This window comes from Kitasatospora sp. NPDC033851, assembly GCF_055576085.1.
Map to the genome: position 1 here is coordinate 31,985 of NZ_JBVIRL010000007.1, position 12,410 is coordinate 44,394.

Below are 12,410 nucleotides of genomic sequence, written 5' to 3' on the forward strand. Positions count from 1 at the left end.
GGGCGGCCTGCCGGGCCGCGGCCCGCCGCCACCGCCCGTCGCCACCGAGGCGACGGCGGCGGCGGGCGACCGGAACCGAGGAGAACACCCGTGGCTCGCCACATCTACGCCTGCCCGCTGCGTTGGTCCGACATGGACGCCTTCGGGCACGTCAACAACGTGGTCTTCCTGCGCTACCTGGAGGAGGCCCGGATCGACTTCATGTTCACCCAGGCCGCCGCGGCCGGCGCCGGGGAGTTCGCGGGCGGTTCGGTGGTGGCGCGCCACGAGATCGACTACAAGCGCCCGCTGGTGCACCGGCCGGAGCCGGTCACCATCGAGACCTGGGTGACGAAGATCGGCGGTGCCTCGCTGACCGTCTCGTACGAGGTCAAGGACGTCGCCGAGGACGGCACCGACATCGTGTACGTCCGGGCGTCCACCGTGGTCGTCCCCTACGACCTGGCCGAGGGCCGGCCGCGCCGGATCTCGCCGGTGGAGCGGGAGTTCCTCGGCCGCTTCATGGACGAGCCCGTGCCCGCCGCGGTCTGACCGCCACGTGATGATTCGAGCTGAGCTGCGTTGACCGTCACCGCCCGTCTCGCCCTGACCGACGCCGGGGAGGCCGCCGACCTCTCCGCCTTCCTGCTGCGCCTGCTGCGCTTCGACAAGGCGGCGGCCGTCCGCCTGCAGGCGGTGGAGCCGGCCGCCGAGGACGGCGTGCTGGCGGTCTTCGGACGGCTGCCGCTGGGCGGTTCGGGCGCGCTGGCGATCCGGACCGCGCGGCTGGACCGCCTCGACGAGCCGGTGGACCTGACGGTCTCGGCGGGCCAACTGCTGGACGGCGTGGACGCCGAGGAGGGCGCCGTCGCGCTGCCCGCGCCGGTGACCGGCCCGGCCTGGGCCGGGCTGCTGCCGCCGCGCACCGGCTGGCGGCCGGCCGGGTCCCCGCCGGCGGCCGAGGTGTACCCCGAACTCATGGCCGGGGTGCGGGAGTTCCGCGAGCGCAGCGAGGCCGTGCCGGCGCACCACCGGACCCGTACGGTGCTGGACGCGCTGGCCGACGAGATCTGGTCCCGTCCGGTGTCCGCGCTGCCGGAGCTGCCGCTGCGGGCGGTGCACGCCGCGTACGTGATGGGCTTCCTGAAGCCCGGCGCCCCGCTGTCCGTGCACCGGGCGGGCGGCTGGCTGCGGCTGAGCGCCCCGGCGGGCTCGGTGGCGGTGCGCACCGTGGCCGCGCCGGGCGCGGGTCTCGGGCTCAGCGCGCTGGTCTAGCCGGGCCCGGGCGGGCGGAACGGGCGGCTCAGCCCTCGGTGTTGATCATCGAGGCGGCGGCGTAGGTCAGGTAGTCCAGCAGCTGCCGCTCCTGGTCGGCGGCCAGTTCCAGGCTGTCGACGGCCGCCCGCATGTGCCTCAGCCAGGCGTCGTGGGCCGCGCGGTCGACCTTGAACGGCGCGTGCCGCATCCGCAGCCGCGGGTGGCCGCGCCGGTCGCTGTAGGTGCGCGGGCCGCCCCAGTACTGCATCAGGAACAGCGCCATGCGCTCCTCGGCCGGGCCGAGGTCGCCCTCGGGGTACATCGGCCGCAGCAGTTCGTCCTCGGCGATGCCCTCGTAGAACCGGTGGGCCAGGCGTCGGAAGGTCGGCTCACCGCCGACCTGGTCGTAGAAGGTCTCCTCGCTCAACGTGCCCTGCCGGATCTCTCTCACCCGACCATGGTCGCAGACGCCGACGGGGTCGTACACCAGGACCAAAGGCGGGGGTCCAGGGGCGTACGACCCCGTCGGGGTCAGGCATCAGCGCGAAGCGGTCAGGCCGGTCGAGCGGTCAGGCCGGTCAGGCGTCTTCCCACTTGAACAGCTTCCAGGCGATGCCGGTCAGCACCGCCGCGAAGAGCAGCAGGCCGCCCATGGTGGGCAGGGCGTCCATGACGCCGCCGCCGCGGGTCAGCACCGACTGGGCGGCGCTCACCAGGTAGTGCAGCGGCATGACCTTGGAGATGGTCTGCAGCCAGCCCGGGGCGCCGTCCAGCGGGAAGAACGAGCCGGACAGGAAGGACATCGGCAGCACGATGACCTGCGAGATGCCGTTGGCGGCCTCCTCGGTCTTGGCGACCGAGCCGGCCAGCAGACCGATCGACATGAAGGCGAGCGTCGCGCACACCACCAGCGGGATGATCAGCCACCAGTCGCCGGTGAGCTTGAGTCCGAAGAAGCTCGTGGCGACGACCAGGAAGACGGTGCTCTGCAGGAGCGCGGTCAGCAGGGAGACCACGACCCGGGAGCTGACCACCGTGCCCGCGCTGATCGGGGCCAGCCGCAGCCGCCGCAGCACCTTGGTCTTGCGCCAGTTGACCAGCGTCAGCGCGGCGCCGAACACCGCGCCGGTGGCGATGGCCCAGCCGAGCAGGCCGGGGGTGAGGAACTGGATCGGCTTGAGCGACTTGTCCTCGACCTGCTGGGCGTCCAGCACGTAGGCCGGGGGCTGTCCGGTGGCGGCCTGGTTGGCGCTCTGAACCACCGAGTTGAGGATGCCCTGGAGCGCGCCGGCGCGGACCGTGTCGGCGGCGCTGTAGCGCAGCTCGACCTTGCCGTCCGGGCCCTGCGTGATCATCGCGTCGAAGTCGCCCTTGCGGACCTTCTCCAGCGTGGCCGACTCGTCGTCGGTCCTGGTGATCGTGAGGACATCGTTCAGGCCGCTGCGCGCGTCGCCCTGGATCGAGTCGAACAGCTTCACCGCGCCGACCTGCGCCACCTTGGCGTGCGGGCTGCCGGAGCCCTTGGTCACGGTGCCGAAGAAGACCAGGAACACCAGCGGGAAGAGCAGGATGAAGAACGTCGCGGTGCGGTCGCGCTTCATGCCGAGCAGCATCGCGCGGGACAGGCTCCAGAACGCGCTGACCCGCTCCCGCCCGTCGGCGGCGCCGGCCGAACCGCCCCGCTGGGCGGGCACCTTCGGCTCGGTGGAGGTAGAGGCGGTCATGCGCGGAACTCCCGTCCGGTCAGCTGGAGGAAGACGTCCTCCAGGGTGGCGCCGCGCACCTCGAGGCCGCGTAGCGCGCTCTGCTCGGCCAGGACGCTGAGCACCGGGGCCGGAAGGCGGGTGGAGACGGAGAGCGAGACGGTGTCGTCCTCCAGGTTGGCGATGTCGGCGCCGGCCGCGGTGAGCAGCTCGCGGGCCCGGTCGAGCGGCAGCTGGCCGGAGGCCACGCTGATCCGGACGGTGTCGTCGATCTCGCGGATCAGCGCCGCCGGGGCGCCGGTGTGCAGGATCTTCCCGTGGTCCATGATCGAGACCCGGTCGCAGAGCACCTCGGCCTCGTCCAGGTAGTGCGTGGTGAGCACGACCGTGCGGCCCTCGGCGTTGATGTCGCGCAGGAGGTCCCAGAGGTTGCGCCGGGCCTGCGGGTCCAGACCGGTGGTGGGCTCGTCCAGGAAGACGAGCTCCGGGTCGTGGGCCAGCGCGCAGGCGATCGACAGGCGCTGGGCCTGGCCGCCGGACATCTGGTCGGTCAGGGTCTCGGCCTTGTCGGCCAGACCGACCCGCTCCAGCATCGCATCGGCCCGCTTGGGACCGACCCCGTAGAACGACGCGAAGGTGCGGATGGTCTCCCGGGCCGTCAGTTTCCGGAAGAAAGCGGAGGCCTGGAACTGCACGCCGATTCGCGGCAGCAGTTTCGGATTGCGCGGCCAGGGAGCCATCCCCAGCAGCTCGACCCGGCCCTCGTCCGGTTTCCGGACGCCTTCCAGGATCTCCATGGTGGTGGTCTTCCCGGCGCCGTTGGGGCCCAGGATCCCGTAGAACTCGCCGGCCTCGACGGTGAGGGACACCCCGTCGACGGCCTGTACATCCCCGTACCGCTGACGGATGCCGTCGGCGGATATAGCTGCAGTCATGTGCCCTGAGCCTAGGGCTTCAGCGTGTCCCTGTGCACACCCGCGACGGTGAATTTGTGGGTTCCTTGAGGATTCTGGAACAAAACCGGGCCGGGCGGATGTTGAATTCCGCCCGGCCCGGCCGGAGTTGTCGGTGACGCTTCCTCAGGAAATCGTTCCGAACAGTTTTCGGAGCTGTGATCTTCCGTCAGGCGCGGTGCACCGTGATGGTCGTCCAGGCGCCGACGTGGATCCGGTCGCCGTCGTTCAGCGGCACCGCGGTGTGCGGGGCGACCGCCTCCGCGCCGCCGTTCACGGTGGTGCCGTTGGTCGAGTCCTGGTCCACCAGCACCCAGCTGCCGTCCGCCTGTTCGGCGAGCAGCGCGTGCTGGTGCGAGGCGCCCGGGTCCTCCGGCGGGACGGACAGGTCGATCTCCGGCACGGTGCCCCGGTGCTGGCTGCGCCGGCCGATCCGCAGCTGGCCGCGGCCGGTCAGCGGGATCCGGCGCTCGGGGCAGTACGGCGGGAAGAACAGGCCGGCCGCCTCGGGGCCGCTGCGGGCCATCATGTCGGTGAAGTAGTCCCGGTCGGCCGAGACCACGGCGATCCAGGTGGTCCGCACCGGCTCGGCCGGGGCGGCCTCCTGCTGGGGGTGCTGTGGCTGCGGCGGGGCGAGGTGGAAGGAGGTGCCGAAGTCGCCGCCGCGGTTGTTCGGGCCGGGACCGGCCGGCTGGGCGTACACCGGGCCGGAGTCCTCGCGCACCGGGGCCTCGGGGAACGCGGACTCGGGGTACGCGGCCTCCGCCGGCGGGTAGCCGTAGGTGTGCGGCTGCGCCGGGGCGTGCGGCTGCTGCGGGACGGGCGGGGCGACGGCCTGCCGGCCGGCCGCCGGCTGCTGGTGCGGCGCCTGGCCGTACTGCTGCTGCTCGTGCTGCTGGTGCTCGTGCGGAGCCTGGCCGTGGCCGTACTGCTGCTGCTCGTGCGGCGCCTGGCCGTACGAGGACTGCGGCTGCTGCTGCGGGGCCCCGCCGTACGCCGCCGGGATGTTCAGCGGCCGCGACTGGGCCGGGCCGGGCGCGGGTGCGCCGGTGGCCGGGGCCTGGCGGCGCGAGGGCGTGGAGAGCTCGTAGTCGTAGCCGCACTCCTCGCAGAACCGGCCGGTCTGCGGGCTGCGGCAGATCGGGCAGACGACCAGGCCCTCGGTGAGGCCCTGCGGCGCCGCGGGCGGCTGCGGGAAGGCCCCCGGCGGCATCGGGGGAGGGGGCGGTGGCGCGCCGAAGGACGCACCGCCGTGCTCCGGGTACCCGGCGGGTGCGCCGGGCGCGGGGGCGGGGGTGGCGGCTCCGGGCGCGCCCGGGTAGCCCCCGTGGGCGCCGTGAGCGCCGGGGTTCGGGGCCGGCGGGGTCATCGGGAAGCCGCAGAAGTCGCACCAGTCCTCGGCCTGCGACTCGTGGCCCCTCGGGCAGATCGGCATCAGGTCCCCCTCGTTTCGGGCCGGCTCGGTGCGGCGTCGCGCCGGGGTGCCGGCCCGGTCACGTCTTCAGCGGTCACTTCTTCACACGTACCGTCTTGGTCGACCGGGTCTCAAGGGTCATCGAGTCGGCCTCGCTCACGTTCTTACGGAACCGAACCGTACCCTCCTTCGGGTCCACTACGTCCACCACCTTCTGCAGCAGCTTGTAGGTGCCCTCGTTCCCGGTCGCGTGCGCGATCCGGACGGCGGCGCCCAGCTTGGCGGTGGCGGTGTCGACGTCCCCGGCTCGGTGGGCCTCCAGGCCCGCCTGGATGGAGGAGGCGAGCTCGGCCTGCCCGGTGTAGTGGGCGACCTGCGGGCTGATCCGGGTGGAGGAGGCCAGGTCGTCGGTCCACACGGCCTTGACCAGGCCCTGGCTGAGCACCTCGGGGGCGCCGCCGCCGACCTGCGGGGGAAGGACCAGGCTGATCCGGGCGGCGAGCATCTCGTTGCCGACCGCGGCGGCCGGGACCTCGACGCAGACGTGGTAGTCGCGGCTCTCGTCGCCCCAGGAGCCGGTGGGGTAGTCGCCGGCCCGGGGCCCGGCCTCGGCGCGGCGGGCGGTCAGGTCCTCGACCGCGGGGGCGACCTGCTTGACGAACTTCACCGTGGCGTTGGCCGGGGTCCAGATCCGCAGCGCGACGTCGGCGACCTGCTTGCCCATCGCGCCGGCCATCATCGAGCGGAAGTCCTCGGCCAGGCCGGAGGGCTCGGCGACGATGTCGACGGTGCCGAGCAATGCGGAGGAGATCGTGCGCAGCTCGTCGATCCGCCAGTCGGTGCCCACACCCCGGCAGTCGGCGGTGAAGTGGCCGGTGACCCGCTCGATGTTGCGGGCCAGGTCCTCCGCCGACTCGTGCTCGTTGTTGCCGTCCGTGAGCAGGATGGTGTGCCGGATGGCGATCTCGCGGCGGGTGAGGAAGAGCTTGTCGGCCTTGGCGAGCCAGGTGCCCATCGCGGTGCCGCCGGCCGCGGTGAGGCGGCGCAGCGATTGCTTGGCCTGCTCGCGGGTGGCGGCGGAGGCGGTGGCGAGGGTGCCGTCGCCGGGGTAGATGTCGCGGGCCTCGTGGGTGCCGGCGACCACGGCGAAGGCGGTGCCGTCACGCAGTGCGTCGATGGCGGCGGCGGTGGCGTCCCGGGCGCCGTTGATCTTGGTCTTGGGGTAGTCCATCGATCCCGAGCAGTCCACCAGGATCACCACGGCCGCGGCGGCCTCGGCCCCCGCCGGTCCCGCGTCGGTGATCCCGAGCGGGCGGCCGCCCGAGGTGCCGCCGCCGGTCGCGGTGACGGTGACGATGGCGTTGACCTCGCGGGCGCCGTCGGCCAGGTACTCGTTCTGGAAGATCTCCACGTCGAACCTGGGCAGGTTCGGCTTAGCCAGTGTTGCCATGGGGCGGTCGGCTCCCGTCGGGTGAGGGGGTGGATGCGATCAGGACGGTGGGGCGGTCCGCCGGCCCCGGGCGGCTGGGCGCTCGGGAGCGGCGGACCGTGGCGCCGGGGCGTCCGGCGCACGGCCGGTCAGGCCGTCGGCGGGTGCGGCGGCTGCGGCGGGACGGGCGGTGCGGCGGGCGGTGTGGCGGGCGGTGCCGGAGGAGCCGGTGCCGGGGGAACAACCGGGGGAACGGCCGGGGGGACCGCCGGCGGTGCGGGCGGGACCGGCGGTGTCGGCGGCAGCGGTGCGGCGGGGGAGCCGATCACCGGGATGTCCGGCAGGGTCGGCTCGTAGTCCTCGTAGTCCTCGCCGCCCCCGGGAGCCGCCTGAGCGGCCGGCCGCGCGGCCGGCACGGACGGGGTCAGCACGGGCAGGTCGAGCGCCGTGGGGGTCTGCTCGGCCTCCTCGACGGGCACGACCGGCGGGTCGATCGGCAGCACCGCGACGGTGATGTTGTCGTGGCCGCCGGCGGCGACCGCGAACTTCACCAGGGTCTGCGCCGTCGCGAGCGGCTCGGTGCGGGCGTCCGGCCGGACGTAGTACGCCAGGTCGGTGGCCGCCTCGGCGTAGTTCCACAGGCCGTCGGTGCAGATCAGCACCACCCCGGGGACGTGCGGGGTGAAGTCGAGGGTGTGCGGCACGACCTCCTCGGCGTCGGCGCCGAGCCAGCCGGTGATCGCGTGCGCGCGCGGGTCGGCGTACGCCTCGGCCTCGTTCATCAGCCCGGCCTCGACCATCCGGGCCGCCCAGGAGTCGTCCTGGGTGAGCCGGAAGGGTTCGGCGGCGGCGCGGTCGTCCGGGATCCAGTACGCCCGGGTGTCGCCGACCCAGCCGATGGTGACCCGGCCGCCCGCGGCTATCGCGCTGACGTAGGTGCAGGCGGGCGCGTTGAGGTCGGGCCGCACGGGGCCGGAGCCGTCGGTCGCCAGGTCGGCCACGGCCTTGGCGGCGTCGGCGATGGCCGCGCGCATCGCCCCGGTCGGCTCCTGGCCGGCCTCCAGCGAGGTCAGCAGGGACTCGGAGGCGGCGTCGACGGCGGTCGCCGAGGCCTCGTCCGGGCGGTCGGAGGAGGAGACGCCGTCGCACACCACGGCGACCACGACCGGCTCGCCGCCGGGCAGCGAGCTCGCGGCGATGGTGAAGCTGTCCTCGTTGCGGTGGTGGCGCACGCCGCGGTCGCTGACCCCGGCAACGCCCGCGAGCGCCTTCTCCATGTGGTCGCGCGGCCGCGGCTGGGCGCCGCCGCAGCCCTCGCAGTAGCCGTCCGCGGTGACCTGCGGCTGCCCGCAGTGCACGCAGACCGGCCCGCGCTGCTGCGGTACGGCCTCACCCCGGGCGGCGGCCCAGCCCGCGGGCATCGCGCCCTGGGCGGGCCGGCCGTCCCGACCGGCCCCGCAGGAGCCGCAGTAGGCGTCCTCCGGGTCCATCGGCTCGGAACAGCTCGGGCACTCGGTCTGCTGCGGCATCGGCTACACCCACGTCCTGGGACGGGCACGGTTGGCCCGTTCCACCATCTCGATCCTGATCTCGGCCCGGTCGGCCAACCGGGCGAGTACCCGGTATGACTGTTCCAGGGCGAAGCGCAGTTCCCGCTCCTGTGCGGGACGTCCCAGTACCGCCAGGTCGGCGGCCTGCCGGGACCCGGCCGACCCGGCGCCGACCCAGCCGAGGGCCGCGCCGAGCACCTCGACGGAGAGCTCCTCGCGGCGCCGGTCGTCCAGCCGCAGCGCGGTCAGCTGCGCCGAGCTCGCGTCGAGGTCGGCGGCCAGCTCGTCGGTGGCGGGCCGCTCGCGCAGCCGGGCCCGGACGGTGGCGATCCGGGCGGCGGTGTACTGGCTGGAGGTGGCCGGGACGGACTCCAGGACGCGGACCGCGCCGGCCCGGTCGTCCTCGGCCAGCCGGACCCGGGCCAGCCCGAAGGCGGCGCTCAGGTAGGCCTGGTCGGTGGCCCACACCAGCCGGTAGAACTCGGCCGCGTCACCGCCGTTGCCGAGCAGTTCGGCGCAGATGGCGAGGGCGAGCTTGGGCGCGGCCTCGCCGGGGAAGGCGTCGTACACGGCGTCGAAGGCCTCGGCCGCCGCCCGCAGGGCTGTCATTCGCCCGCTCGCCTCCGCGGTGACTCGGGGTGCGTGCTCGCCCTCAGGGCGCTCGCCGTTGCCCTCGGGGAGTTCTTCGGAGGCTCCGACCAGGGCGGTGAGGCCGCGGTACCAGACCACCCGCCAGTCGTCGGGGTGGTCCTGCTCCAGCGCGTCGAGGCGGGTCAGGGCGTCGCGGTGGCGGCCGAGTTCGAGCAGGGCGCGCAGTTCGCGCAGCCGGCTCTCCACCGAGACGGCGGGGATGCCGGCCAGGGCGACGAGGGCCTCCTCGGGGTCGGGGGAGAGCAGGGTGGCGAGGAAGCCGGCGTTGGGGTCGCTCGGGTCCACCCGGGGGATGGGCAGGGCGAGGGCGGCGGCGGCCGGGTCCAGGGCGGCCACCCGGAGCTGCCCGGCCTGCTCGGTGGGCAGCACCAACTCGGTGTCCACGACGCGCAGTTCGGGGCCGAAGAGGGTGGAGAGCGCGGGGTAGGGCCGGTCGTTCTGAAGGGCCAGGATCTCGCGCAGCACGCCGGTGAGCTGGTCGGCCATCTCCTCGGCGGAGGAGAAGCGGCGGGCCGGGTCCGGGTCGGTGGCGCGGACCAGCAGGCGGTAGTACGACTCGTAGCGGGCGAAAGCCTCGACGTCCTCCGGGCCGGGCAGCGAGTCGCGGTAGGTGGTGCTGTAGCCCTGGAAGTCGAAGGTGAGCACGGCGAGGGTGCGGGCCACGGTGTACAGGTCGGAGGCGGGGGAGGGGCCGTCGGTGGCGATCTCCGGGGCCTGGTAGCCGATGGTGCCGTAGATCGGGCCGTCGTCGTCGAGGCGGCGGACGGCGCCCATATCGATGATCTTGAGCGTGTCGCCGCTCTGGATCGCGTTGTCGATCTTGAAGTCGCAGTACACCAGGCCCCGGCCGTGCAGGTAGCCCAAGGCCGGCAGCGCCTCCAGCGCGTACGCGATCGCCTGCTCGACCGGCAGCGGCTCGCGCCGGCCGTCCGGGGTGCGGCGGTCGTTGGCGATGTCCTTGAGCGACTTGCCGCCGACGTACTCCATGACGATGTAGCCGTCGGTGGAGCCGGTGCGCAGGTCCGGGTGCTCGGCGAAGTTGATGATCCGGACGATGTTCGGGTGGTCGACCTCGGCCAGGAAGCGCCGCTCGGCGACGGCCACGGCCAGCGCGTCCTCGTCCCCGGTGTCCAGCAGGCCCTTCAGCACCACCCACTTGTCGTTGACCCGCCGGTCCACCGCCAGGTAGATCCAGCCGAGCCCGCCGTGCGCCAGGCAGCCCACCACCTCGTACTGCCCGCCGACCAGGTCCCCCCGGCGCAGCTTGGGCGTGAACGAGTACGGCGTGCCGCACTTGGTGCAGAAGCCCTCCGGGCGGCCGGGGTTGCCGTTCTTCTCCCGGCCCACCGGGGCCTCGCACTTGGAGCAGAACCGCTTGCGCTCGGGCACCTCCGGGTTGGCCAGCACCGCCTGCGCCGGGTCGGCCGTCTCCACGGTCGGCACGGTGACCAGGCCGGCGCCCAGCCGGTTGCGGGTGCCCGCGCTGGCGCTGGCCCGGGAGGAGCGCACCGAGACCGAGCGGGCGGAGCCGGTGCGGGTCGAGCGGTGCGAGCGGGAGCGGCCGGACATCGAGCGGGCGGAGCCGGTGCGGGCCGACATCGAGCGCACCGAGCCGCTGCGCCCCGAGTCCGGGGAGACCCGGGCGGAGGGGACGTAGGGCTGGGTGACGCCGGTGTCGGCGCCGGGCGGGGTGAGACCGCACTCGTCGCAGTAGCCGTCCGCGTCGATGGTGCCGGAGCAGTCACGCGGGCAGGCCGCCCCGGGGCCGGCGGCACCGTCCCCGGCCCGGGCTCCCGCCGCGGTCGCCGCAGCGGCCGTCGGTGTCTTCGGTGCCGCGGTGGTCCCGCCCGCCGGGGCCAGCCCGCACTCGTCGCAGTAGCCGTCGGCGTCGATCCTGCCGCTGCCGGAGCACTCCGGCCGTACGCACGTCCCGCCCATCAACCTCAGCCCCCCTGGACCTGTCCGTCGACCGGCGCCTCGCCGGTCGCCTCCTGAACCTGCGCGGCCTCGGCCTGGGCCGGCCGCAGCGACTGCTGGAACCTGGCCACTGCGGCGGCCGCCGCCCGCAGGTCGCACGGCGCGCTCCACAGCAGCCAGCGCGCCTTCTCGTACCGCTCGATCACTTCCGGGTCCTCGGAGACCCGCAGCCGGGCCGACATCGCCTTGTAGGCGTCCAGCCGGCCGCGCAGTTCGGCCCGGACGGCCAGCGGCTGGGTCACCTCGGTGAGCGCCTGCCGGGCCCGGGCCAGCTCCTTGGCGGCGGCGTCCTCCAGCGTGTCCAGCAGTGGCGCCAGCCGGCCCCACTGCCCGGCCTGCCGCAGGTCCAGCGCCGCGACGATCCGCTCGCGCAGTGCCGAGGCCGGGCCGGGTACCGCCGGGACGTCGCTGGCCGCTATCTTCGCCAGCACCTCGCCGCGCGCCCGGCGGGCCTCGGCCAGCGTGGCGTCGGCCCGCTGGAGCAGGTCGCCGACGCCCTGCAGCCGCTCCTCGGCCTCGTCGCGCAGCCGCAGCAGGTCCTCCAGCTCCAGCCGGACGCCGTCCAGCGCCCGCCCGGCCCGGTCGAACCGCTCGGTGTCCACCACCCCGGCGGGTCCGGCGAAGGCCGAACCCTCCGGGACCGTGCCGCGCTGGGCGGGCACCCGGGCCGGGCGCCACAGCGCCAGCGGGTCCCCGTGCACCTCGGTGCGCAGTTCGGTGAGGTCCTTCTCGATCGCGGCTATGTCGTCGGCCAGCGGGTGGCCGCCGGTCCGTACGCCGAGCGAGCCGGCCAGCGTCCGCACCCGGTGGAGCTCGGCCAGCAGCAGGTCGATCCGGGCCGGCAGTGCCGACCAGACCGCGTCGGCGGCGCTGACCACCTCCAGCACGGAGGCGTACCAGGAGTTCATCCGGGCCATCAGCGCGTCCAGGCTGATCCGCTCGACCAGCTTGGCGGGCGCGCCGAGCAGCTGCGGCCCGTCCGGCACCGCGCCGCCCGGGACGGTCACCGCGTCGCCGGTCAACAGCTCGCTCAGCTCGGCGAGTTCGGGCGCGCCGGGCTTGGCCTTGCGGGCCCGCACGGCGCGCGCCGAGGCCAGCGCCTCGGAGTAGCGGTCGAACAGCGCCCAGAGCAGCGGCAGACCCTTCCCGGCGACCGACCAGCGCTCCAGGGTGCGCCCGGCCAGCTCGGCGCCGTCCAGCAGCCGCAGGCCCGGGTGGTCCTGCAGGGCGAGCAGCGCCGACTCGACCGCGTCCCGTTCCGCGCCGAGGCGCGCGAGCGCGCGGTCCACCTCCTCCCGGCTCAGTACCGGGCCAGCCGATGCCGCCACCGCGGTGTCCTTCCTTCCTCGCGTGCGATCCCGAGGCGCCTGACGCGCATGACGTGCGATCCCACGACAACCCCCCGTGTCCACCACCGGTCTCCCCGCGGTGATCGTCCCGAACCCTAGCCGGTGGCCGTTGAGGCGGAACGGGCGCGGGGCGTCAAGACCGCGTCAA

At 74.4% G+C, this 12,410-nt stretch carries 10 protein-coding genes; 2 read left to right on the top strand and 8 right to left on the bottom strand.

Going from position 1 to position 12,410, the window contains the following annotated elements:
• Positions 1-90: 90 nt before the first annotated feature.
• Together ACZ51D_RS15640 and ACZ51D_RS15645 are read left to right on the top strand one after the other, a co-directional pair.
• Positions 91-531, top strand: a complete 441-nt coding sequence (locus ACZ51D_RS15640) for an acyl-CoA thioesterase (protein WP_360503519.1) — start codon at positions 91-93, stop codon at positions 529-531.
• A 30-nt stretch (positions 532-561) separates the two neighbouring features.
• On the top strand, positions 562-1,254 hold the full coding sequence (locus tag ACZ51D_RS15645; RefSeq protein ID WP_360503516.1) for a DUF8185 domain-containing protein: 693 nt from the start codon (positions 562-564) through the stop codon (positions 1,252-1,254).
• 28 nt (positions 1,255-1,282) lie between these two features.
• On the opposite strand, the gene ACZ51D_RS15650 is transcribed toward ACZ51D_RS15645, so the two are convergent.
• From ACZ51D_RS15650 to ACZ51D_RS15685, 8 genes are all read right to left on the bottom strand, one after another.
• Entirely contained in the window at positions 1,283-1,687 is a 405-nt protein-coding gene (locus ACZ51D_RS15650) for a globin (protein ID WP_360503513.1), read from the bottom strand.
• A gap of 127 nt (positions 1,688-1,814) precedes the next feature.
• Positions 1,815-2,960 (bottom strand): ABC transporter permease, encoded by a 1,146-nt coding sequence (locus ACZ51D_RS15655; protein WP_360503510.1) that lies wholly within the window; start codon positions 2,958-2,960, stop codon positions 1,815-1,817.
• Complete coding sequence (locus ACZ51D_RS15660; protein WP_465622978.1) at positions 2,957-3,874, bottom strand: ABC transporter ATP-binding protein; 918 nt, start codon at positions 3,872-3,874, stop codon at positions 2,957-2,959. The genes ACZ51D_RS15655 and ACZ51D_RS15660 overlap by 4 nt, the downstream gene beginning before the upstream one ends.
• 187 nt (positions 3,875-4,061) lie before the next feature.
• Complete coding sequence (locus ACZ51D_RS15665) at positions 4,062-5,327, bottom strand: FHA domain-containing protein (RefSeq protein ID WP_465622980.1); 1,266 nt, start codon at positions 5,325-5,327, stop codon at positions 4,062-4,064.
• A gap of 73 nt (positions 5,328-5,400) precedes the next feature.
• Positions 5,401-6,756: a vWA domain-containing protein gene (locus ACZ51D_RS15670; RefSeq protein ID WP_360503501.1), complete on the bottom strand. Its 1,356-nt coding sequence runs from the start codon at positions 6,754-6,756 to the stop codon at positions 5,401-5,403.
• A 128-nt stretch (positions 6,757-6,884) separates the two neighbouring features.
• Entirely contained in the window at positions 6,885-8,264 is a 1,380-nt protein-coding gene (locus ACZ51D_RS15675; protein ID WP_465622984.1) for a PP2C family protein-serine/threonine phosphatase, read from the bottom strand.
• Positions 8,265-8,267: 3 nt separating this feature from the next.
• Positions 8,268-10,874 carry a serine/threonine-protein kinase gene (locus ACZ51D_RS15680; protein WP_465622986.1) on the bottom strand — a complete coding sequence of 869 codons (2,607 nt, stop codon included), beginning with the start codon at positions 10,872-10,874 and terminating at the stop codon, positions 8,268-8,270.
• Positions 10,875-10,879: 5 nt separating this feature from the next.
• A complete protein-coding gene (locus tag ACZ51D_RS15685) occupies positions 10,880-12,241 on the bottom strand; it encodes a hypothetical protein (RefSeq protein ID WP_360503493.1) in 1,362 nt (453 codons plus the stop codon).
• Positions 12,242-12,410 lie beyond the last annotated feature (169 nt).

Bases quoted from the DNA above. Each gene is read 5' to 3' on its own strand.
- ACZ51D_RS15660 (WP_465622978.1), bottom strand. From the start codon at position 3,874: ATGACTGCAGCTATATCCGCCGACGGCATCCGTCAGCGGTACGGGGAT.
- ACZ51D_RS15655 (WP_360503510.1), bottom strand. From the start codon at position 2,960: ATGACCGCCTCTACCTCCACCGAGCCGAAGGTGCCCGCCCAGCGGGGC.
- ACZ51D_RS15680 (WP_465622986.1), bottom strand. From the start codon at position 10,874: ATGGGCGGGACGTGCGTACGGCCGGAGTGCTCCGGCAGCGGCAGGATC.
- ACZ51D_RS15670 (WP_360503501.1), bottom strand. From the start codon at position 6,756: ATGGCAACACTGGCTAAGCCGAACCTGCCCAGGTTCGACGTGGAGATC.
- ACZ51D_RS15665 (WP_465622980.1), bottom strand. From the start codon at position 5,327: ATGCCGATCTGCCCGAGGGGCCACGAGTCGCAGGCCGAGGACTGGTGC.
- ACZ51D_RS15675 (WP_465622984.1), bottom strand. From the start codon at position 8,264: ATGCCGCAGCAGACCGAGTGCCCGAGCTGTTCCGAGCCGATGGACCCG.